This window comes from Phaeobacter sp. S60, from assembly GCF_000826845.1.
Lineage (GTDB): Bacteria > Pseudomonadota > Alphaproteobacteria > Rhodobacterales > Rhodobacteraceae > Phaeobacter > Phaeobacter piscinae.
The window spans coordinates 46536-68433 of sequence record NZ_JSWJ01000005.1; the positions used below are offsets into that span (position 1 = coordinate 46536).

General features: G+C 62.5%; 16 protein-coding genes. 11 read left to right on the plus strand and 5 right to left on the minus strand.

Annotation, left to right across the window (positions count from 1 at the left end):
- Nucleotides 1–8: 8 nt before the first annotated feature.
- On the plus strand, nt 9–1136 hold the full coding sequence (locus tag OO25_RS07175; RefSeq protein ID WP_040179238.1) for a ParB N-terminal domain-containing protein: 1128 nt from the start codon (nt 9–11) through the stop codon (nt 1134–1136).
- An 86-nt stretch (nt 1137–1222) separates the two neighbouring features.
- On the opposite strand, the gene OO25_RS07180 is transcribed toward OO25_RS07175, so the two are convergent.
- Nucleotides 1223–2527: a UDP-glucose/GDP-mannose dehydrogenase family protein gene (locus OO25_RS07180; RefSeq protein WP_040175802.1), complete on the minus strand. Its 1305-nt coding sequence runs from the start codon at nt 2525–2527 to the stop codon at nt 1223–1225.
- Between the two features lie 301 nt (nt 2528–2828).
- Entirely contained in the window at nt 2829–3839 is a 1011-nt protein-coding gene (locus tag OO25_RS07185; RefSeq protein WP_040179239.1) for an NAD-dependent epimerase/dehydratase family protein, read from the minus strand.
- A gap of 153 nt (nt 3840–3992) precedes the next feature.
- On the opposite strand from OO25_RS07185, the gene OO25_RS07190 reads away from it, so the two are divergent.
- Nucleotides 3993–5039, plus strand: coding sequence for a glycosyltransferase (locus tag OO25_RS07190; protein ID WP_040179266.1), 1047 nt, complete (start codon nt 3993–3995; stop codon nt 5037–5039).
- 8 nt (nt 5040–5047) lie between these two features.
- Here the strand turns inward: OO25_RS07190 and OO25_RS07195 are convergent, their stop codons facing one another.
- Nucleotides 5048–5956 (minus strand): ABC transporter permease, encoded by a 909-nt coding sequence (locus OO25_RS07195; protein ID WP_040179268.1) that lies wholly within the window; start codon nt 5954–5956, stop codon nt 5048–5050.
- Nucleotides 5957–6072: 116 nt separating this feature from the next.
- Between OO25_RS07195 and OO25_RS07200 the strand changes: the two genes are divergently transcribed.
- From OO25_RS07200 to OO25_RS07230, 7 genes are all read left to right on the plus strand, one after another.
- Nucleotides 6073–7503, plus strand: coding sequence for a sugar transporter (locus tag OO25_RS07200; protein WP_040179242.1), 1431 nt, complete (start codon nt 6073–6075; stop codon nt 7501–7503).
- Between the two features lie 17 nt (nt 7504–7520).
- Nucleotides 7521–8177, plus strand: coding sequence for an ABC transporter ATP-binding protein (locus OO25_RS07205; RefSeq protein ID WP_027246738.1), 657 nt, complete (start codon nt 7521–7523; stop codon nt 8175–8177).
- A gap of 148 nt (nt 8178–8325) precedes the next feature.
- Nucleotides 8326–9489: a UDP-galactopyranose mutase gene (gene glf, locus OO25_RS07210; protein ID WP_369808853.1), complete on the plus strand. Its 1164-nt coding sequence runs from the start codon at nt 8326–8328 to the stop codon at nt 9487–9489.
- 147 nt (nt 9490–9636) lie between these two features.
- Nucleotides 9637–10947, plus strand: coding sequence for a hypothetical protein (locus OO25_RS07215; protein WP_242407000.1), 1311 nt, complete (start codon nt 9637–9639; stop codon nt 10945–10947).
- Complete coding sequence (locus OO25_RS07220; RefSeq protein ID WP_040179249.1) at nt 10944–11861, plus strand: glycosyltransferase family 2 protein; 918 nt, start codon at nt 10944–10946, stop codon at nt 11859–11861. Before OO25_RS07215 ends, OO25_RS07220 begins: the two co-directional genes overlap by 4 nt.
- A 109-nt stretch (nt 11862–11970) precedes the next feature.
- The gene (locus OO25_RS07225; RefSeq protein ID WP_040179250.1) at nt 11971–13647 is read left to right on the plus strand and encodes a glycosyltransferase family 4 protein; all 1677 of its coding nucleotides are present in this window, start codon (nt 11971–11973) and stop codon (nt 13645–13647) included.
- A complete protein-coding gene (locus tag OO25_RS07230) occupies nt 13644–14663 on the plus strand; it encodes a hypothetical protein (protein ID WP_040179252.1) in 1020 nt (339 codons plus the stop codon). Before OO25_RS07225 ends, OO25_RS07230 begins: the two co-directional genes overlap by 4 nt.
- A gap of 181 nt (nt 14664–14844) precedes the next feature.
- Here OO25_RS07230 and OO25_RS22130 read toward each other — a convergent pair whose 3' ends face one another.
- On the minus strand, nt 14845–16398 hold the full coding sequence (locus OO25_RS22130; protein ID WP_052465603.1) for a calcium-binding protein: 1554 nt from the start codon (nt 16396–16398) through the stop codon (nt 14845–14847).
- A 912-nt stretch (nt 16399–17310) separates the two neighbouring features.
- Nucleotides 17311–18087 (minus strand): sulfotransferase family 2 domain-containing protein, encoded by a 777-nt coding sequence (locus OO25_RS07240; RefSeq protein ID WP_082035293.1) that lies wholly within the window; start codon nt 18085–18087, stop codon nt 17311–17313.
- Nucleotides 18088–18516: 429 nt separating this feature from the next.
- Between OO25_RS07240 and OO25_RS07245 the strand changes: the two genes are divergently transcribed.
- Nucleotides 18517–20400 carry a type I secretion system permease/ATPase gene (locus OO25_RS07245; protein ID WP_040179255.1) on the plus strand — a complete coding sequence of 628 codons (1884 nt, stop codon included), beginning with the start codon at nt 18517–18519 and terminating at the stop codon, nt 20398–20400.
- The gene (locus OO25_RS07250; RefSeq protein WP_082035105.1) at nt 20397–21704 is read left to right on the plus strand and encodes an HlyD family type I secretion periplasmic adaptor subunit; all 1308 of its coding nucleotides are present in this window, start codon (nt 20397–20399) and stop codon (nt 21702–21704) included. The genes OO25_RS07245 and OO25_RS07250 overlap by 4 nt, the downstream gene beginning before the upstream one ends.
- The last annotated feature ends 194 nt before the right edge of the window (nt 21705–21898 follow it).

Here is a 21898-nt window from a genome sequence, read left to right on the forward strand (position 1 = left end):
ACAGGCAGATGGCAAAACGCAAACGGCTTTCCCCGGCACAGCCGACCTATCTCAGCACCGCGCCGGAGAGCAAATCCGCCCTCGGCGGCCCCGGTTCGCTGTCAGCGCCGCCGATTGCGCAGGTCGCCTCCGAAGCCGCCACAGAGGGCGCGCTGCAGGAGCTGACAGCGGTGCTGGAGACCGCCCGCGCCAAGGGGCTGATGATCGAGGAGATCGCGCTTGAGGCCATTGATGAGACCCATCTGGTGCGCGACCGGCTGGAACAGGACGAGGAGGAAATGGGGGCGCTGGTGGGATCCCTGCGCGCCCGTGGCCAGCAGACCCCGATCGAGGTGGTCGAGCTGGGCCAGACCGCAGATGGCAAGACCCACGGTCTGATTTCCGGCTGGCGCCGTCTGCGGGCGATGCGCAGGCTGCATGCCGAAACCGGCGATCCCGCCTTTGCCACCATCAAGGCGCTGGTGATCCAGCCCGATGGCGCTGAGGGCGCCTATGTGGCGATGGTTGAGGAAAACGAAATCCGGGTGAACCTCTCCCACTATGAACGGGCCCGCATTGCGGTGCGGGCGCTGCGCGAAGGGGTCTACAGCAGCCAGAAATATGCGCTGCAATCGCTGTTTGCCAATGCCACCCGCGCCAAACGCTCCAAGATCGGCAGCTTTGTCACCCTGGTTGAGGCGCTGGATGAGGATCTGCTGTTTCCCACCGCCATCCGCGAGAAACTGGGGCTGGGGCTGGCGCGCGCTTTTGCGCATACGCCCGGCTTTGCCGATGAGGTTGTCGCGGCCCTGCGCGCCACCGCCCGCCCCACGGCAGAGGCGGAACAGGAGGTGCTGAGCCAGCTGCTGGCGGCTTATGAGGGGAGTGAGATTCCGGGCCCCGCTGTGGATCAAGCGGCCTCTGCCGTCCCGACGTCTGAGCGGGCGCCGGCTCCTGCGGAACAGCCTGCCCCGGCGCCCCGGGTGCGCAGCCTTGATCCTGCGGATCACATTGGCGCGGATGAGCGGGTGAGCGTGCAAGCCGCTGCGGGCGTGCGGCTGGGGTTCACCCCCGGTCAGCAGCGGATCGAACTCACCGGCACGGCAGTGGATACGACACTGATGGAAGATCTGAAGGCCTGGCTGCGCCGCCGCTGAACGGAGCCTGACAAGAGCATGCAAAAAGACCCTGATACAGGCGTATCAGGGTCTTTTGCGTTTCTGGGAGATAGGTTTCGGCGGGCTTATCGGCCCACCCCGACATAGGTTTCAAACCCGGCGCGTTTGGCGGCTTTGGCGGTGTAGATATTGCGCAGATCCACCATCCGGGGCTGCGCCATCTTGCGCGCCAGCGCCTTCAGATCGAGGGCGCGGAATTCATTCCATTCCGTCAGCAGCACCACCAGATCGGCATTGCGCGCGGCCTTATAGGGATCGTCCTCCCATTTGACACCGGGCAGCAGATCGCGCCCCTCGGCCTCGCCCTGCGGGTCCACCACCCGCACCTTGGCGCCGCCGCCAATGAGGGCCGGCACGATGGTGAGGCTCGGCGCCTCGCGCATGTCATCGGTATTGGGTTTGAAGGTGACGCCCAGCACCGCGATGGTCTTGCCGTTGAAATTGCCGTCACAGGCGTCGCGCAGCTTCTCCAGCATCCGCGCCTTGACCTCCTGATTGACCCGCATCACGGTTTCGGTGATCTGCATCGGATAGGCATGGTCCTGACCGATGCGCGCCAGCGCGGCAGTGTCCTTGGGAAAACACGACCCGCCATAGCCGGGACCGGCATGCAGGAACTTATTGCCGATGCGCCCGTCCAGCCCGATGCCACGGGCGACTTCTTTGACGTCGGATCCCACCCGCTCACAGAGACCGGCGATTTCATTCATGAAGGTGATCTTGGTCGCCAGAAACGCATTGGCGGCATATTTGATCATCTCGGCACTTTCGAGATCGGTGGTGAGGATCGGGAAATCGCGCAGATATAATGGCCGGTAGATCTCGGCCATGACCTCAGCGGCGCGGTCGTTCTGCACGCCCACAACCACCCGGTCGGGGCGCATGAAATCATCAATCGCCGCCCCTTCGCGCAGGAACTCCGGGTTGGAGGCCACATCAAACTCCGCCGCCGGATTGGATTTGGCGATCACCTGTTTCACCTGCCGGTTGGTGCCGAGGGGAACGGTGGATTTGGTGACCACCACGGTATAGCCCTGCAGGGCGGCGGCAATTTCCTCGCTGGCGGCCATCACATAGGTGAGATCGGCATGACCATCGCCGCGCCGCGTTGGTGTGCCAACGGCGATGAACACCGCTTCGGCCTCGGCGACGGCGGCGGCCAGATCATCGGTAAAGGAGAGCCGGCCCGCCGCCACATTGCGCGCCATCAGATCCTCCAGCCCCGGCTCATAGATCGGCACCTCACCGGCTTGTAGCCGGGCGATCTTGGCGGCGTCCTTGTCGACGCAGACCACGTCATGGCCAAAGTCGGAAAAACAGACGCCGGAGACCAATCCGACATATCCGGTGCCAATCATTGCAATGCGCATGGGGGTGGTCCTTTGCTGTTGCCTCATGGCCCTCGCTTGGGGGAGGGCTTTGGATATCAGACATATACGGGCGCGCGGGGGGCGGGAACCGGAATTTTGGGCCGCTGACGGGGGTGGGCAAAATAGGTCCGGTTCGGACCAAATGTTTCGCGTGCGAAACATTTGGTCAATCATGCTGACCTAATTGAAGGGGAGAGTCTTGCTGCCAATTTCACAGAAATCGGCAGGCCTGCGGCGCGCGTCTTTAGGGAAAGGTGACAGGTCAGAGATGCCTGTCGCCCCGGATTAGCCCTGCCCCGGATCAGCCTTCCGCGTCGCTGTAATACGCCCGGTACCAGGCAACAAACCGCGCCACGCCCTCTGCGACACTGACCTGCGGTTCATAGCCGGTGAGCTGGCTTAGCAAGCTGGTGTCGGCCCAGGTGGCCGGTACATCCCCGGCCTGCATCTCCATCAGGTTTTTCTCGGCCGGGAGTCCCAGCGCGGTTTCCAGCGCCGCGATATACTCCATCAGCGGTGTCGGCCTGGAGGCGCCGATATTGACCACTCGGAACGGGGCGACAGGGCTGAGATTGTCCTGTTCCGAGACCGGCTGATCCCCCGGCACCGCGTCGATCAGCCCGGTGATGCCGGTCACCAGATCGTCGATATAGGTGAAATCCCGGCTCATCCTGCCGTGATTATAGACATCGATCGGCTGACCGGCCTGCATCGCCTTGGTGAATTTGAACAGCGCCATATCGGGCCGGCCCCAGGGGCCGTAGACGGTGAAGAAGCGGAACATCGTGGTGGGCAGCCCATAGAGATGGGCATAGGAATGCGCCATCGTCTCGCCTGCCTTTTTGGTGGCGGCATAAAAGGACATCTGATGATCGGCCTGCTGACGCTCATCAAAGGGCATCTGGGTATTGGCGCCATAAGCCGAGGAGGTGGAGGCGATCAGCATATGGGCGGGCGGATGGGCGCGGGCGGCCTCCAGCAGTTCAAAGGTGCCAATGAGATTGGCCTCAAGATAATCGCGCGGCGCATCAATCGAATGGCGCACCCCGGCCTGGGCGGCCAGATGGATCACCGCATCGGGCTTATGGGTGTCAAACAGTGCCATCAGGCGGCCGGGATCTTCCAGCTTGCCAATGATTGGCGTGAAGCCGGCGTGCGCTGCCAGCATGGCGTGGCGGCGTTCTTTCAGGCGGACATCATAATAGGGCGAGAGGCAATCCAGCCCAATGACACGCCAGCCTGCGGTCAGCAGCCGATCTGCCAGGTGATAGCCGATAAAGCCGGCCGATCCGGTGATAAGAGCGGTTTTCATGCCCCTTAGGTGGCGGCTTGGGCGCGGGGTGTCAATGCGTCCTGCGGCGGGGGAAACCAACCTGTCGCCGGCAGGTGAATTGACAGCCCGGTCTATTTATGAGTTTTGCGCTCTGAACCAAACCCGCCGCTGCCCGCAGGAGCCCTTGTCGCTGTGAACGAAACCTTGATCCCCGAGCCTGCGCCTCAGGCTGATATGCAGCAGGCCGATATGCAGCAAGCCGGTGCCGGACGTCTGGTGGCGGTGGTGGTCACCTACAATCGGCTGGAGAAGCTGAAGGTGACGCTGGCGCGGCTGCTGGAGAGCCCCGCTGAGGACCTGGCGGCGCTGGTGGTGGTGGACAATGCCTCCAACGATGGGACCGGTGACTGGCTGGCCGGCTGGGCGGCGGAGCATCCGCGGGTTGATGTGGTCACAAGTGCCACCAATCAGGGCGGGGCCGGGGGCTTTGCCCTGGGAATGCGCCGTGCGATGGAGGCCCATAGACCCGACTGGCTGGTGGTGATGGATGATGATGGCCGCCCGGAACCCGGTGGGCTGGCGGCGTTTCACGCCATGGGGCAGAGCGGCGCGCTGGCCCATTGGGACGCGGTGGCGGCGGCGGTCTATTTCCCGAGCGGCGAGATCTGCGAGATGAACCGCCCCTCGCGCAATCCGTTCTGGAGCTTCGGGCATTTCCTCTCCACCGCGCGCAAAGGGCGCGATGGGTTCCATATTCCGCGCCGCGCCTATGAGGGCGGGCTGAGTGCGATTGATGTGACCTCTTTTGTGGGGTTCTTCATTTCAGCAGCGGCGGTGCGGCGGGCGGGCTACCCGGATCCAAAGCTGTTCATCTACGGCGATGATGCGCTTTATACGCTGGGGCTGAGTGCGGCGGGCGGGCGCATCTGCTTTGCCGCCGATGTGCGGTTTGAGCATGATTTCTCCACCTTCACCGGGGGCGACAGCGGTCAGCGGTTCCGGCCGTTGTGGAAGGTCTATTACCATCACCGCAATCTGCTGCTGCTGTACCGGCAGGCGGCGGGCTGGCTGTTCTGGCCGGTGCTGTTGCTGATCCTGCCCAAATGGGTGCTGAAAGTGCGCCACCACCCCGGCGTGCGCCGGGCCTATCTACGCCTGACCTGGCTGGCGGTGCAGGATGGGCTGTTGCGCCGGCTGGGGCGTAGCCACGGCGAGGTGCTGGCAGAGGCCCGCGAATAAAGCGCAGATCAGCGGTTCAGGATCACCCGGTGATAGCGGCGCATCAGGATCAGGCCGAGGGCGGTCAGCGCCAGGCCGATCAGCAGCACATAAGAATGGCTGACGTAATCGGCATTATAGGTGGGGTAGAACCCGGTGCGCATCAGGCCGGTGATATGCAGCAGCGGATTATACCACAGCACGTCCTGCGCCACCGGCGGCAGGTCCTCGTAGATATAGATCACGCCGGAGGCCAGAAACAGCGGTCGGGTGATGATCGACCAGGCCACATCCCACAAGGGAAACAGCCCCATCAGCACCGCATTGATGCAGCCCACGCCCAGTCCCAGCACCATGGCGAGGGTGATGGCTTCGACCAGCGGCGGCAGGTCGATGGCAGTGCGGCTGTCGATCACCGCAAGGATGCCGGTGATCAGCAGGGTGGTGATGACAATCCCGGTCAGGCTGTTCAGCACAAAGCGCGCCAGGATCGCATCCAGCCAGGTGACCGCGGGGTAGCGCAGCAAGGGGCGGGAATAGGCCAGCGCCCGCGCAACGGTGCCGGAGAGAGTCTGATACAGGTTAAATGGCAGAAATCCGGTGGCGTAGAACAACAGGAAACTGGTGCCGAGCGAGGGCGTGCGGATCACCAGCGAGAAGCCCAGCGACAGAAACAGGATTGCGGCGAGCGGTTCCAGAATGCCCCAGAGGTAGCCGCCGGGGGTGCGCCCGTAGCGGGTCGACATCTCGCGCAGCACCAGTGCCGCCACGGTGCGCAGTGTCGCCATGCTGCGGCGGTGCCGCTGGTGCGGATTGGCGGCGGGGCTGGTGGGGATCTGAGCGGGGATCTGAGCGGGGATCTGTGCCGCGCCTTGTGTCTTTGGCGGGCTTGACGGGCGGGGCTGAGCCGGGGGCGCAGAAGAAGACAGGCTGGCCATGAACACCCCATGAATACCCATTGTGAAACGCGGATCGCGAACGGTATTATGAGAGAAACAAAAGACAATGACAAACGGCTTGGGGCAGGGTGCTTTTGGGCCAGGACAGGTTGATCATGACACAGACGCCCCCGTCGGCCCTGACCGGACGCCCCGCTTCAGATGAGGCGACCTCAGAGGAGGTGGCTGCGGCAGAGACCGCAGCCAGCCCAGCGACCGGCACCCCCGCGGTCTCTCCTGCTGCCACAGCATCAGACAGCGCCCCGAATACGGCAGAGGCCGCCGCCCCCGCCCAGCGGGTGCCGGATCCCGTCAAACAGCTGAAACGGGTGCGCCGCAAGGCGCGCAAGGCTGAGGCCGCGGTGGCCGAGCTGGAAGCGCGCATTGCCGAGGCCGAGCAGCGCCCGGCCTATCCGCTGGCGCGCCCCGCCAGTATGAAAAAACGCCACTGGGGGCTGGTGATCAGCTTTGTGGCGCTGGTGCTGGCGCCGCTTCTGGCGGTGATGATCTACCTCTGGACCTTTGCCGAGGATCAATATGCCTCCACCGCCGGCTTTACCGTGCGCAGCCAGGAAAGCAGCGGCGCCAATGATCTGCTTGGCGGTCTGGCGCAGTTTGCAGGCACCAGCAGCGCCTCGGACAGTGATATTCTCTATGAATTCATCCAGAGCCAGGAAATGGTGGCGGCGGTCGACAAAGCCGTGGATCTGCAGGGGCATTACAGCGCGCTCTGGCCGCGGGACTGGGTCTTTGCGCTCTGGCCGGAGGCCTCGCTGGAGGATCTGACCTGGTATTGGCAGCGCATTGTCGGCATCTCTTTTGACAGCGGCTCGGGGCTGATCGAGGTGCAGGCGCTGGCCTTTGATGCGGCGACTGCGCAGGCGATCACAAAAGCCATCGTGGCGGAGAGCCAGACCCGGATCAATGCGCTGAACGAACAGGCGCGCGCCGATGCGATGCGCTATGCCCGCGCCGATCTGGACGAGGCGCTGGAGCGGCTGAAGGAAGCCCGTCAATCGCTGACCCAATTCCGCACCCGCACCCGGATTGTCGATCCCGAGGCGGATATCCAAGGCCGCATGGGGGTGATGAACAATCTCCAGCAGCAACTGGCCGAGGCGCTGATTGAGCAGGATCTGTTGCTGGCCTCCGTCAGCCCATCAGATCCCCGGATCAAGAAAGCGCAGCAGCATATCGACGTCATTCGTGACCGTATCAATATCGAACGGCAGACCTTTACCTCCAACAACACCGACACCGGGGGCGTCGGGGAGGATTACCCGTCGCTGATTTCCGAGTTTGAACGGCTGACGGTGGACCGCGAATATGCCGAGGAAAGCTATCGTGCGGCGCTGACGGCGCTGGAGGTGGCGCGCGATGATGCCGCCCGTCAGAGCCGCTATCTGGCGACCTATATCAACCCCACCCGTGCCACCGAGGCGGAATATCCCCGCCGCGCGGTGCTGGCCGCCCTGGCCGGGCTGTTCCTGCTGCTGACCTGGTCGATCCTGACGCTGATCTACTATTCGATCCGCGATCGCAGTTAAGTCGAGGGGGCAGGGCGGTGATCCGGTTTGAAAATCTGACCAAGAGCTTCTGGCTCAAGGGCGAGCGGCGGGTAGTCATCGACAATCTGAACCTGACCCTGCCGACGGGGCGGTCGCTGGCGCTTCTGGGGCGCAATGGCGCGGGCAAATCCACCCTGCTGCAGCTGGTGGCGGGCACCATGCGTCCCGATCATGGGGAGATCATCTCCGACGGGTCGATCTCCTGGCCGGTGGGGCTGGCGGCGTCGTTTCACGGCGATCTGAGCGGCGCGGAAAACGTCCGCTTCATCGCGCGGATTTACGGCGTGGATACCGATGATCTGGTGGGGTTTGTGGAAGATTTTGCCGAGTTGGGCAAATTCTACCACATGCCGATGCGCAGCTATTCTTCCGGCATGCGGGCGCGGCTGACATTCGGCGCCTCCATGGGGATCAAGTTTGACACCTATCTGGTGGATGAGGTGACGGCGGTGGGCGATGCCGCCTTCAAGCGCAAAAGCCGCGATATCTTCACCGACCGGATGCGCCATTCCAGCGCCATTCTGGTCAATCATTCGATGCGCCAGCTGCGCCAGTTCTGCAATGCCGGCCTGGTGCTGGATAATGGCCGGCTGCGCTATTTCAGCGATCTGGATGAGGCCATTGCCGAGCATCACCGCCTGATGGCGGTCTGACGGGGGCTGAGATGTCCGGCGGGTGTTCCCGTAATGCCTTGATATCAAAGTAAAATGCAGGTCTTTGCCGGCGCTGAAACCGATCCTTGTATGCTTTTGGATTGTTTGACAAAAAGGGCAGGGGACGCAAACAGGACGGGGTGCCGGGGTGAATATACTGATGGTGGGCGCAGGGCTTTCGGGCGCTGTGATCGGACGGCATCTGGCCGAGGCAGGTCACAAGATCACGGTGCTGGACAGCCGCGACCATATCGGCGGCAATTGCCATACCGCGCGCGATGCGGAGACCGGCGTCATGGTGCATGTCTACGGGCCGCATATTTTCCATACCGATGACGCGGAGGTCTGGGACTATGTGAACGGGTTTGAGACCTTCCTGCCCTATAAAAACCGGGTGAAGACCACCAGCCTGGACCCCGAAGGGCGGCGCGGGGTGTTCTCGCTGCCGGTGAACCTGCACACCATCAACCAGTTCTTTGGCAAGACCCTGCGCCCCGAAGCGGCGCATGAGTTCATCACCCAAGAGCAGGCCGATACCTCCATCACCGATCCGCAGACCTTTGAAGAGCAGGCGCTGCGCTTTGTGGGCCGCGATCTTTATGAGGCGTTTTTCAAGGGCTACACCATCAAGCAATGGGGCGTGGCGCCAAGCGCACTGCCGGCCTCGATCCTGAAACGGCTGCCGGTGCGGTTCAACTACGACGACAATTACTTCTTCCATAAATATCAGGGCATGCCGGAGAACGGCTATACCGCGATGATTGAAAAAATCCTCGATCATCCGGGCATAACGGTCAAGTTAGAGACTGTTTTTGACCAATCGCAGGCGGCAGATTACGACCATGTGTTCTACTCCGGGCCGTTGGATGGGTATTTCGACTACCAGCTGGGCCGGCTCGGCTACCGGACGCTGGATTTCGAACGGTTCACCCATCAGGGCGATTACCAGGGCTGCGCGGTGATGAACTACGGCGAGGAATCCGTGCCTTACACCCGCATCACCGAACACAAGCATTTCGCCCCCTGGGAAAGCCATGACGGGTCGGTCTGCTACCGCGAGTTTTCCCGCGCCGCAGAGCCGGAGGATATTCCCTATTACCCGATCCGCCAGGTCGAGGAGAAAGCGCTGCTGGGAGAGTATGTGGCGCTGGCTGAACAGGCCGAAGGCGTCACCTTTGTGGGGCGTCTGGGCACCTATCGCTATCTCGATATGGATGTGACCATCCGCGAGGCGCTGGACACCGCGCGCGGCTTTCTGGCGGCGGCGGAGGCAGGCAACCGGGCGCCTGCGTTCTTTGTGGCGCCACTCTGAGCGGATCCTGTCCGAAACCGGTGGGAAATCTGCGCTGTAGGCGGTCTTAGCGGGCCCGGCGGGCGGCTTGGTCTGGACGCTTGGGGGATGTTAGAGTAGGGCTTGGGCGCCGGAAAATAAGGCTGATGAAGTAACGAGATGGAGCCGATGAGCGACAAGACCGGAGCCAGACCCAAGACGCTTGTGATTCACATCGGCGACCACAAGACCGGGACCACCACCATCCAGAACGCGCTGGCTGTGGGGAGCATTCAGCTGCATGACGCCAAGCTGCTCTACCCGGCCAAGATGAACCACAATTATCTGACCGGGTTTATCACCAGCTATCGCAAGGGCACGCCCCTGCCCAAACATCTGGAGGATCGCGACGGTCTGACAGAGGTGGCCGCCCAGATCGCGGCCTCGGATGCGGATTATGCGGTGCTGTCTGCCGAGGCGTTTGAGAATATCCCGGCACCGGAATTTCACGATCTGGTCGAGACCTTCTTTCGCGGCTGCGCCGATCGCATCCATATCGTGGCCTATGTGCGCCCCCATGCGCAGCGGATCCTGTCGAGCTATGCCGAGCAGATCAAGATCGGCTGGTACCGGGGCAGCATGCAGGAGTTCTTTGACCACAATCTGCAAAACGGCCGCTTTCACTACGCGCCACGTTTTGCCCAGTGGCGCCAGCTGTTCGGCGAGGATTTCACCCTGCGCCCGATGATCCGCAAGGAGCTGAAAAACGGCTCGGTGCTGGATGATTTTGCCGAGGTGGCCTTTGACGGGCGGCCCTGCACGGTGGAGGAATTCGAGCCGGAAAACCAGGCCATGACCGTGCGCGAGCTGGCGTTGATGTATTTCCTGCAAGGTCAGTTTCAGGAACAGGACCCCTGGCTGCGCCATACGCTGGGCTGGGAAGTGTCGCGCCAGCTGGACCGCTCGCGCGGCGACAGCGAGGCCAAGGTGCGCAAACTGGTGATGGCACGCGATCTGGCCGAGGCCGCCACCGCTGCCTATCGCTGCGATGCCGAGGTTATGGATGCCGAATTCTTCGGCGGCCGGCCGCTGTTGCGCAATGCGCTGCGCGACATGGAAAAACAATCCGCCCCGCGCGCCCCGTCGCTGGATCCGAGCCAGTTTTTCAGCCCCGAACATCTGCGCAACCTGACCGTCATGGCCAAGATCATCGAAGGCATGCTGGAGCGGCAGGGCAAATGGCCCTCCTATTTCCACAGCCACCGGATCAAGGATATCGAACGGCACAAGAACGCGCGTCTGGGGCTGGATGAAAACGGCGATCCGCTGGAGCCGGAGGTGGATGCAGAGATGCCTGCCGGATCCGAGACCGCAGCCTCTCCCGCCACCCAGAGCGCCACACCCACATCTGACACGCCGGCCCAGACACCACCGTCACCGCCCGCGCGCGTCCTCGCAGATGCCGCCGCAGGCGCTGCGCCACAGAAGGATCAGCCATGAATATCCGTTCCTCCCTTGCTGCGGTCATCGTGACCTACAACCGGCTGGACAAGCTGAAGCGCGTGATCGCGGCCCTGCAGGCGCAGACCTGCCTGCCGGAGCGGGTTTTTGTGATCGACAATGCCTCCACCGATGAGACCGGCAGCTGGTTGACCCAACTGCAACAGGACGACCCCCGGTTTCAGCATGTGCGGCTGCCGGAGAACATCGGCGGCGCTGGCGGCTTTTACGAGGGCGCGCGGGTGGCCTATGAGGAAGGCTATGATTACATCTGGTTCAGCGATGATGATGCCTACCCAGAGCCCAATGCCATCGAGCTGCTGCTGACCGGCATCAAGGATTTCGAGGCGCGGTTCACCTGGCGGCCGTCTTTTGCCTGTTCGGCGGTAAAATGGACCAATGGCGATCTCTGCGAGATGAACACGCCTTCGACGGTCTGGGACTGGCCGCGGTTCTACAGCCCCGAGACGCCTTATTTCCTGGTCGGATCCTGTTCCTTTGTCTCGGTGCTGGTGCCGCGTTGGGCGATCCAGAAACACGGTTTTCCGATCAAGGAATATTTCATCTGGTACGATGATGCCGAATACACCCAGCGGATCGCCAAATCCTATCCTGGCATCTACTGCCCCAACAGTGTGGTGGTCCATGATGTGCCGGAAAACAAGGGCGTGAACTATTCGCTGGTGAACCAGGCCAATATCTGGAAATTCCGCTATGGCGCGCGCAATGAGGCGTCTTTCCGCCGCCGTGAACAGGGCTGGGCCGGGGTGGCTGTCTTTGCCCGCGGGGTGCGTCGGCAGATGCGCCAGGGCAATGTGGAAAAGTCCCTGCGCCGGGAGGTCTATAAGGCGATCTGGCAGGGCTGTTCCTTTAATCCGCCCATCGTGCGCCCCGATCCCGACACCGGCGTCTGAAACAGGACGTCTGAAACCCAGCATCTGAAAACGGCGTCTATATAGGCCCGTTCCCCACAGATCGCACAAGCCGACAGGCAGGCAGACAGAGCACGAGGCAGGAGCCCCCATGTCCCAGGACAGAGAGTATATCGATCAGGAGATCGCGCAGATCCGTTTCATCTATGAAACGCTCTATCCCGAGACCCCGGTCGAGACCCATATGTGGTGGGAAAAGGCCAAGCTGCCGACCCCGGCGGTGCAGCCGCAGGAGATGGCCTATGGCGCCGAGATGATGGCGCTGACCTATATCGGCAACCTGCGCACCGGACCGCAGGAGACCCCGGCGCTGCCGGGCAAACGGGTGTTTGTCACCATTCCCTCGCCGCGCCAGGTGGCGGTGCGCGAAAGTGCTGGCGGCGTGCCCTGGCACAAACGGCCGCGCAAATACCGGGCCATTCATGCGCTCTCGCCGATATTGGCGGAACAGATGAAATATCAGATCGAGGCGCGGCGGTTCCGCAAACTGCCCAGTCGGCATAAATTCTCCCGGCTGGCCTGTTCACGCGGCATCTTTGAAACCCAGAAAATGGCCCCTGAGGGGCGCCATGGCGGCAAGGATCCGGCGATCCTGATCGGGCTGCACTGGCTGGATGTGGGCGGTGCCGAGAGCCTTGGCATCGACAGCATTCAATGGGCGCTGGACGCCGGGTTGCGGGTGTTTGTCATGGTGGGTCAGCAGGGGCCCGAACGGCTGCTGGCGAAACTGCCCGATGATCCGCGCCTGCAGTTGATCCGCACCGACCGTTACCTGCCGCGCAGCCAGACCAGCGGTTTTGTCAGCCAGCTGATCGCGCAGGAAAACATCATCCTCACCCACAATCATCACTGCGTGCCGCTCTATGATGCCTTGCCCACAATCAAGCTGCGCCATCCGCATGTGGTCAATATCGACAGCACCCATATCGTGGAATACGCCGATGGCGGCTATCCGCGGATCTCGGGCGTCTGGAGCAATTACATCGATCATCACCATGTGATCAGCGGCGATCTGGAACGCTTCTACAAGGAGCGGTTCCGGGTCTATGGCAGCAAGCTGGTGCTGGGGCGTCTGCTGGATGACAGCCGCCGCGGGGCGGAGGTGGCGCCGGTGCGTATCAAGGCCGGGCAGAGCCGCTGCCGGGTCGCCTTTGTCGGGCGGATGGTGCATCAGAAACGCCCGGTGGTGGCGCTGTCGATCATCCGGCGGCTGCGTGCCTGGGGCAAGCGCAACGGTGTGGAATTCCGCTTTGATATGGTGGGCGAGGGGCCCTATCGCGGCGCGGTGGAACATCTTTTGACCCGCTACCGGCTGACGGATGTGGTGCATCTGCATCCTGCGGGCACCGATGTGCCGGCCCTCCTGGGCGAGAGCGATATCCTTCTGGTGCCGTCGTCGAACGAAGGGCTGGCGCTGGTCTGTTATGAGGCGATTGAGGCCGGCTGCGTGCCGATCTGCTCCGAGGTGGGGGCGCAGGCTGAGATCTGCCCGCCGGAAACGCTGGTGGCCTGGTCGCCGCTGCAGGCGGTGCGCGACAGCGTCGCGGTGGTGCAGCGGCTGTTGCGCGAGGAAGGCTTTGCCGAGGCGGTGGAGACCGGCCAGCGCGCCCGGATGCAGGCCTTGCAGGATGAGCCGTCGGCGCGCGAGGTGCTGGACCGGCTCTATCGCGATACGCTGGCGGCGGCGCAAGCCGGACCTGAGAGCCAGAGCGAGACACCCCAGCCTGCTGCCGCCAAACGCAAGACAAAAGGCAAGGCCCCGGCATGACCCGTCGGCTGTGGCTGCATATCGGCTCGCATAAGACCGGGTCGACCTCGCTGCAGACCGCGCTGCGACAGGGGCAGAGCGACAAGACCCTGGGCTGCTGGAGCTATCTGCATGCCCGCCCGCGGGTGGATTTCAACCCGCTGGTGCGCTGCCATGGCATGGGCGCGGGGATGCACACCGAATTGCGTTGGCCGTTTCTGGAGCGGCGCATGGCGGATGCCGATCATCGTGGCCATGGTGACTGTATCCTGTCGAGCGAAATGCTGTTCTGGCTGATGGATGTCGCGGATCTGGAGGCGCTGCGCCAGCAGCTGCTGACCCATTTTGACGAGATCAACGTGGTGGCCTATCTGCGGCGGCAGGACGCGCTGGCGCTGTCGCACCGCAAACAGGTGGTGATGGGGCGGGCGGCCTATCAGTTTTACGGCGCGCAGATCCAGGGGCTGCCGGAATTTCAGCCCCATATGATGCGCTATTTCGACTATGCCACCAAACTGGCGCGGTGGGAGCAGGTGTTCGGGGCCGGGAATGTCACCGTGCGCCGGTTCCAGCGTGGCGATCTGGTGGGCGGCGATACGGTGCTGGATTTCTACCATCTGGTGGGGCTGACGCCGCCGCCGGAGCTGCCGCAGGAAAACGCGGCCTGGTCGCGCAGCCAGCTGTTGGCGGGGCTGTGGCTGCGCCAGCGTGGCTATCCGCGCCAAAGCTTTGCCGAGGCGGTGCAGGAGCTGCCGGATGATGGCCGGCTGATGCCTGCGCGGGAGGATGCAGCGGCGTTTCTGGCGCGGTTTGACACGATCAACCGGGCGCTGGCGGCGCGCTATGACCCGCAGGGGCCGGAGATGTTTTTTGACTGTGACCTCAGCCGTTATCCCGAAGAGGGCAATGGCGAGGGGCTGGAAGGCGACGCGGTGGTGACGCCAGAGGTGCTGGCCGACCTTGAGGCGCGGGCGCGGGCGGAGATGGCGGCGCGGGAGCTGCCGCTGGATGCGCTGAACCCGGATGACCGGCTTTAATCACCACACAGGCCACCCGGGCTGACCAGTGATCTGATCCCCCCCTGCAAGAGATTGCGGGGGGATTTTTTATGCGGGCTCGGGGCCGGTCATGGGAGATCAGGTCAGAGATCAGCCCGGATCTGCGCAAAAGAAAAGGCCCCGCAAAAGCGGGGCCTTTCCGAAGACATGTGACAGAGGCTTACGCCAGTGCGTCGGAGGAGAAGTCGTCGATACCCAGAGATGCGATGCTGGTACCTTCCAGGATAACCGTGGTGTCTGCATCCAATGCGATCACGACCTTGCTCACATCATCGGAGCCAACAGTGCCTTGGTCATCAACGATCTCATAGGCGTTCGCCAGAATTTCCAGCACATTTGCACCGGCAATTTCGGAGATGTTCAGGACATCGTCACCAGAGCCATCGAAGTCGGTGATGGTGGTTTCACCTGTGCCCAGCTTCAGGACAAAGGTGTCATCATCATCGCCACCGGTCAGCTCGTCGCCGTCAAGGCTGGTGTAGATAACGTCGTCGCCAGCACCACCGTCAACGGTGTCTGTGCCAGCACCGCCACGCAGTTCGTCGGCTTCGTCGCCACCGTCCAGATCATCAGCACCGTCGCCACCTTTCAGGGTGTCTTCGTCTGCGCCGCCAATCAGAGTGTCAGCGCCATTGCCGCCATTGATGACGTCATCGCCGTCGCCACCGTCGAGGTTGTCATCATTGCCGTTGCCACCAAAGATGATGTCATCGCCGTCGCCACCGGTGATGTCATCGTCACCTGCGCCGCCGCCGAGGGTGCTGCCGTCGTCGTCGCCGTTGGTGATCTCGTCGTCGCCGTTGCCACCACGGATCACGTTGACGCCAGCGCCGCCTTCCAGCACATCGTCGCCATTTTCACCTTTGATGGTGTCATTGCCGGCGCCTGCTGTGATATCGTTGCCACGATCATCACCATTGAAAGTGTCGTCACCCTCATCAGTGGTGTCGTTCTCGTCGACGTTCCCGGAAGTAGAGTTGGCGGCATCCCAAGTGTTGTCGCCTGCGTCGAAATCAATGGTTTCGCTGAAGTTCAGGGTGATGGTTTGTTCGTTGCCGTCTGCGTCTGCGACAACAATATCGAAGCTGAAGGTGGCGGTCTCACCAACGGAGCCCTGTGCAGAAATTGCATCATCAGTGGGCTGGAACTCAACTGCGGTTCCGCTGATGGTGAAGGTACCTTCGTCGATTTCATAGGAGGTACCGGCGGTCGCAGCAGCAACGCCATTGATGCTCACCAGTGTAGTGAAGTCGGTCAGCAGAGTAGAGGCTGCGGCCATCGTCGCGCCGGTCCAGTCATAGTATGCGGCGTTGACACCGTCGACACCGTTGCCGGAACCGAATGTACCGTTCAGCTGTGTCACGCCGGTAGCCGCAGTGCCGCCAACCAGAGTTACGCCGTCAGAGAATGTGATGCTGTTCACACCGTTAGATGCGATAACATCGTCGGTTGTGACTGTGTTGTCAGAGCTCAGAGTCCATTCGTCGTTTGTCGAATCGTAGTCAACGCCATCCACACCCGAAGCAATCTCGATAAAGCTCGCGAGAGTGTTTGCGCCCAGTACCAGTGAATCTTCACCACCGTTGCCGTCGAACGAATCGATCAGACTGTCTGAAGGGTCGATATCGAGTGCACGTGCAACAGTGATAACGTCATTGCCTTCAGTGCCGGATGCCAGTTTGTCGTCGGCTTCTGTCAGTTTAATATTAGCCATTTTCTACTCCGTAGTAATGCTCGTCGATTTCTGCGAACAAACGCGCCTGCCTTATGCCCGCAAAGGTTTTACCGCTCTCTGTCTCTCTGGATGGGGGTCTATTGTCAAGGAAACTTGCGCAGGCGGGCTCAGGAATTGCAGGGATGTCGAAATCGTGCCCTGCGTGCCACGCTGCCCCATTGTGGGAAACTGGCGGCTTGCAGCGAATTTAACCATTTTAGGGGTTGAAAAGGCGGGGTCTTTTTGCAAATTTCTTGCCCGAATGGGGGTGCGTTGCGGCGGGCCTGCGGGAGCTATGGCGGATTTATGTGTGGTTTCGCCGGTAAACTTGACGTTTTGCGAAGCGCCTGCGCATTTTGTTAACTCTTTTTTAATACATCTTATAAGGGTAGGGAATACCTGACCTGTGGCTCATCCTCTCCCTGTAGGTGTGTGGTTTTTGCCACCCCGATCAAAACGAGTTTTCATTTTTCAACATTCCGCCCAAGCGTTTTAAATGAGCGGTGCGATTTCTTTCACTTCCTATTCGCGGGAATAAAGGTTCGATTTAAATTAATCTGCTTTTTTGGTGGCTTCAGGTGGATTTTGAGGGAATAAGTTTCACTTTCTCCACACTACCTCTTTCGACGTAGGAAGGTGGTAGTGCCCCGAAGCGGCGAAAACCCTGCCGCAACCGGCCAGATTTGCCCTTGCGGCGGGGAGCTGCGGGAGAATCTCCCCGCCGCAGCGCAGGGCTGTGCCCGCCCGCAGCGGGCGGGTGGAATCGGGGCAGACTCGGGGTGGATTCGGGGTGAATACGGGGCTGCAGGGGGGCTCTGGCATGGGCAGCCCGACCCCAAAGCGGGGGCAGTATCGGGCCCGGTCAGATAAGCCCGGCGCGTTCAGCTGGTGCCATCAAACCGTGACGGCGGCTCAGCTGTAGCAGCGGCTCACCAGCTGATGCAGCCGGGTGTCGTTGCGGCTTTTCTCGCCCACCAGATTGCGCACCGCATCGGGGATGTCTTCGGCGGCTTTGGCCTTGGTGCCGGTGTTCTCGCGGTGCTCGGTCAGCTCCGCCAGACCATGGCTGCGGCGCAAATGCTGCAGCGAGGCGCCCAGATGTTCGGTGACACCAATAAAGCTGTAGGCGGCGTTCAGTTTCTCCAGCGCGTGATCAAAGGAGTAGAAAGCCCCGGTCATCAGCGACAGCTGGTAATCATAAGGCAGCACGCGGGCATAGGATTCCAGCGTCGGAAAGCGCGCGGCGAAGGTTTTGTGCTGGGGGTGTTTGTCGGAGGTGTTGTAACGGTAGTTCGACACGAAGCGAGCCAGCGGGTCGCGGATGATGGTGGCACATTTGAGCGGCAGCTCCTGATGGCGCCAATACATCACGTCAGACCAGGCGAAATGCCCCATCAGCACCTGACGGCAGGGGTTGGCCTCATCGCTGCGCCGGTAGAGCGCCTTGCGCGTCTTGTTGCGGAAGGACTGGTTGGTGTTCTCCCAGGAGACCGGGTGAAAGATGTCAAAGGCCGCCTGCAGCGCCTTGCCCACCGACATGCCTGCGGTCTTGGGAATATGCATGAACAGGATCACGTCATTGGGATCGTGATAGGTCTCTGCCGCCACCAGCCGGGGGGAAAACCGGGCCTCGAACGCGGTCTCGGCAACGGTTTTGCTGCCGGAGGTCTGAGAGGAAACCTGTGACATGATAAGGGCTTGCTCCAGTTTGGTCGGCAGGTGCCGGATGCGCTGTCGGGCTTTAGCGAAGGGGGGGGCGGATGTCAATCTGAGCGAGGCGGAGCGGCGGGGTTTGGACGGGTCTGTGGCGGCGGGGCTGCCCCCGTTTTGAGTGCGCGACTGCGCCTGGCGGGTGATGCGGCGCCGCCGCGCCTGTCGGCTATTGTTGCGGGGGCGGAGGGAGCTGTTTGACAAGCCTTGGACGGCTGTGCTTTTGACCCTGTCAAAGATGTCCGGACGTCGGTGCCGCAGGGAGCCATTGTGCATCCGGGCCTGTCCGGGCATATCCGCCCCTGACCCCGGTCCAGCCTGTCCAGATCTCTGTTGCGGGTGGCCGGGTCTTTTGGTCCTCTTACTTTCGGGCGCCCCTCCGGGCGCCCCCGACAAAGGCAATATGTCATGGCACGCACCTCTGCACAGCATTCCGGATCCGGGCATAAGTCCGGCCTGGGTGAGATCCGCAAGGCCCGCAGGGGCAATCGCGGTGCTTTCTGGCTGATTGGCGTGTTCAGCTTCTTTGCCAATCTGCTGATGCTGACCAGCCCGCTCTATATGATGCAGGTCTATGACCGGGTGCTGGGCAGCCGCTCGCTGGAGACGCTGGTGGCGCTGACGGTGCTGGCGGGGTTCCTGTTCCTGATCATGGGGGTGCTGGACTATGTGCGCGGCCGGATCCTGGCGCGGGTCGGGGCGCGGTTCCATGACCAGCTGGAAACCCGGGTGTTCAACGCGGTGCAGGACAAATCGGCGGCGGGGTTTAATGACGACATCGCCAAAGTGGGGCTGCGGGATCTGGAAGCGATGCAGAAGGCGCTGTCCTCGCCCATCGTGTCGGCGTTCTTTGATCTGCCCTGGACGCCGCTGTTTCTGGGGCTGATTGCGGTGTTCCATCCGCTGCTGGGGCTTTTGGCGCTGATCGGGGGCGCGGTGCTGGTGGTTTTTGCGCTGGCCAATCAGATGATCTCCAAGGCGGCGGTGGAAAACGCCAGCATGATGGCGGCTTCGGCGCATCAGGTTTCCGACGGGATGCGCAACAATGCGGAGCTGATCCAGGGGCTGGGGATGCGCCGCGCGGCCTTTGCCAAATGGCGGATGCTGCGCAGCCAGGCGGTGGGGTCCGAGCTGAGTGCGGCGGATATGACCGGCGGCTTCAGCACCGCCACCCGCACCTTCCGGCTGGCGCTGCAATCAGCGATGCTGGGCACGGGTGCCTATCTGGTGCTGACCGAAGGGCTGACGCCGGGGGTGATGATTGCCTCGTCGATCATCATGGGGCGGGCGCTGGCCCCGATCGAGACGCTGATCGGCCAATGGGCGCTGGTGCAGCGGGCCATGCAGGCGCAGGAGCGTCTGGCGCAGATGCTGACCGAAACCCCGGAACGCCCGGCGCCGATGAAACTGGCCCGCCCGGCGGCCAAACTGGAGGTGCAGGGCGTGGCTCTGGTGCCGCCGGTGGCGCCGGGGCAGGTGGCCAAGCCGGCCTTGCAGGGGCTGAATTTCAATCTCCAGCCCGGTCAGGCGCTGGGGGTGATCGGTGCCTCTGGGGCGGGGAAATCTTCGCTGGCACGGGCGCTGATCGGGGTCTGGCATCCGGTCTCGGGCAAGATTCGGCTCGATGGGGCGGCGCTCAATCAATATGACATGGATGATCTGGGCAGCTATATCGGCTATCTGCCGCAGCAGGTGACGCTGTTTGATGGCACCATTGCCGAAAACATTGCCCGCCTGTCGATGATGCCGGACCCCGATCAGGTGGTGGCGGCCGCCCGCAAGGCAGCGGTGCATGATATGATCCTGACCCTGCCGCAGGGTTATGACACGCCGGTGCGGGTGGCCAGCAACCGGCTGTCGGGCGGGCAGGTGCAGCGTATCGGGCTGGCGCGCGCGCTTTATGGCGATCCGGTGCTGCTGGTGCTGGATGAGCCGAATTCAAATCTCGACAATGAGGGCAGCCAGGCGCTGAACCTGGCGGTCTCCCATGCCAAGAAGGACGGGCGCGCGGTGATCATCATGGCGCATCGCCCGGCGGCGATTCAGCTCTGTGACCTGATCCTGATCCTGGACAATGGCACCCAGCGCGCCTTTGGTCCCAAGGACGCGGTGCTGGGGGAGCATCTGCAGAACCCGCAGGTGGCGCAGAAGAAACCGGCCCAGCAGCAGGCCTCGAAACCGGCGGCCCAGCAACAGGCTGCCGCCCCATCCGCAACGACACCGTCTACACCGGCGCAATCCACGCCCCCCCAGAAACAGCCAGCCCCAAAGCAGGCAGAGGCAAAATCATGAGCGATACATCCAAATCCTACCCGATCCGGGGGCTGACCATTGCCGGGTTGCTGGCCATGGGTCTGCTGGTCGGCGGCCTTGGCCAATGGGCCGCCACGGCAGAAATCTCCGGCGCGGTGATTGCCTCCGGTTCCATCAAGGTGGAGCAGAACCGGCAGGTGGTGCAGCACCCCTATGGCGGTGTTGTCGATGAGGTGCTGGTGAGCGAGGGCGATCTGGTTGAGGAAGACGCGCTGCTGCTGCGGCTGGAGCCGTCGGAGCTGCTGGCCGACCGTCAGATCGTCGAAGGCCAGCTGGCCGAAACCCTGGCCCGGCGCAGCCGCTATAGCGCCGAACGGGATGAGGCCGAGGAGATCACTTTTGCCGAGCTGCTGTTTGAGCTGAAGGGCACCCATGTGCAGACCGAAGAGCTGATCAACGGGCAGAAACGCCTGTTTGAGGCGCGCCTGGTCAATCTGCGGGCCCGCATCAGCCGCCTGCAGGAACGTATCGGCCAGATCCAGAGCCAGATCGACGGGATCGAGGCGCAGCAATCGGCTCTGCAGGAACAATTGGTGCTGATCGGCAAGGAGCTGGAAAACCAGCAGAGCCTGCTGTCGCAGGGGCTGGCGCAGTCCAGCCGGGTGCTGTCCCTGCAGCGTGAACAGTCGCGGCTGCGCGGTCAGGCCGGGGCGCTGACCGCCCAGAAGGCCCAGGCCGAAGGGCAGGTCACCGAATTGGGCCTGGAGATCCTCAACCAGAAAAGCGCGCGGCGCGAAGAGGCGATCACCACCCTGCGTGACCTGCAGGTGCGTGAGCTGGAGCTGATCGAGCGGCGCAATGTGATCCTGCAGCGGCTGTCCCGGCTGGAGGTGCGCGCGCCGGTGGCGGGGGTGGTTTATGACCTCAATGTCTTTGCCCGCAAATCGGTGATCCGGGCGGCGGATCCGCTGATGTATCTGATCCCGCAGAGCCAGCCTCTGGTGATCTCGGCGCAGGTGGCGCCCTCGGATATTGATCAGGTCTATCTCAATCAGAAGGTCAGCCTGAATTTCTCCAGCTTCAACCAGCGCACCACGCCGACGCTGTTTGGCTCGGTGAGCACAATCTCGGCAGATTCCTTTATCGATCCGCAGACCGGGCGCAGCTACTACGTGGTGGAGGTGCGGCTGAACAAAGGCGAGGCCGCCCGCCTGCCCGAGGGCAATGTGCTGGTGCCGGGGATGCCGGTGGAGACCTTTATCCAGACCAACAGCCGCACGCCTTTTGCCTATCTGGTGCAGCCCTTCACCGATTATCTCAACCGGGCCTTCCGCGAAAGCTGAGCCTGCCGGCCTGGATCTCGCACCCCGCCTGCCGATCCGGACAGGGGGGGATGCCGGGGGGGTATTGGGGCGAAAACCGGCTGCCACTCCGCCGCAACATGTTTTAAGCTGAGACCACCCCGCGCCCAGGTGCCAAACCGCGGCCGACCGCATAAGATTTAAGGATAGCAGATGAAAAAAGCCCTCATCACCGG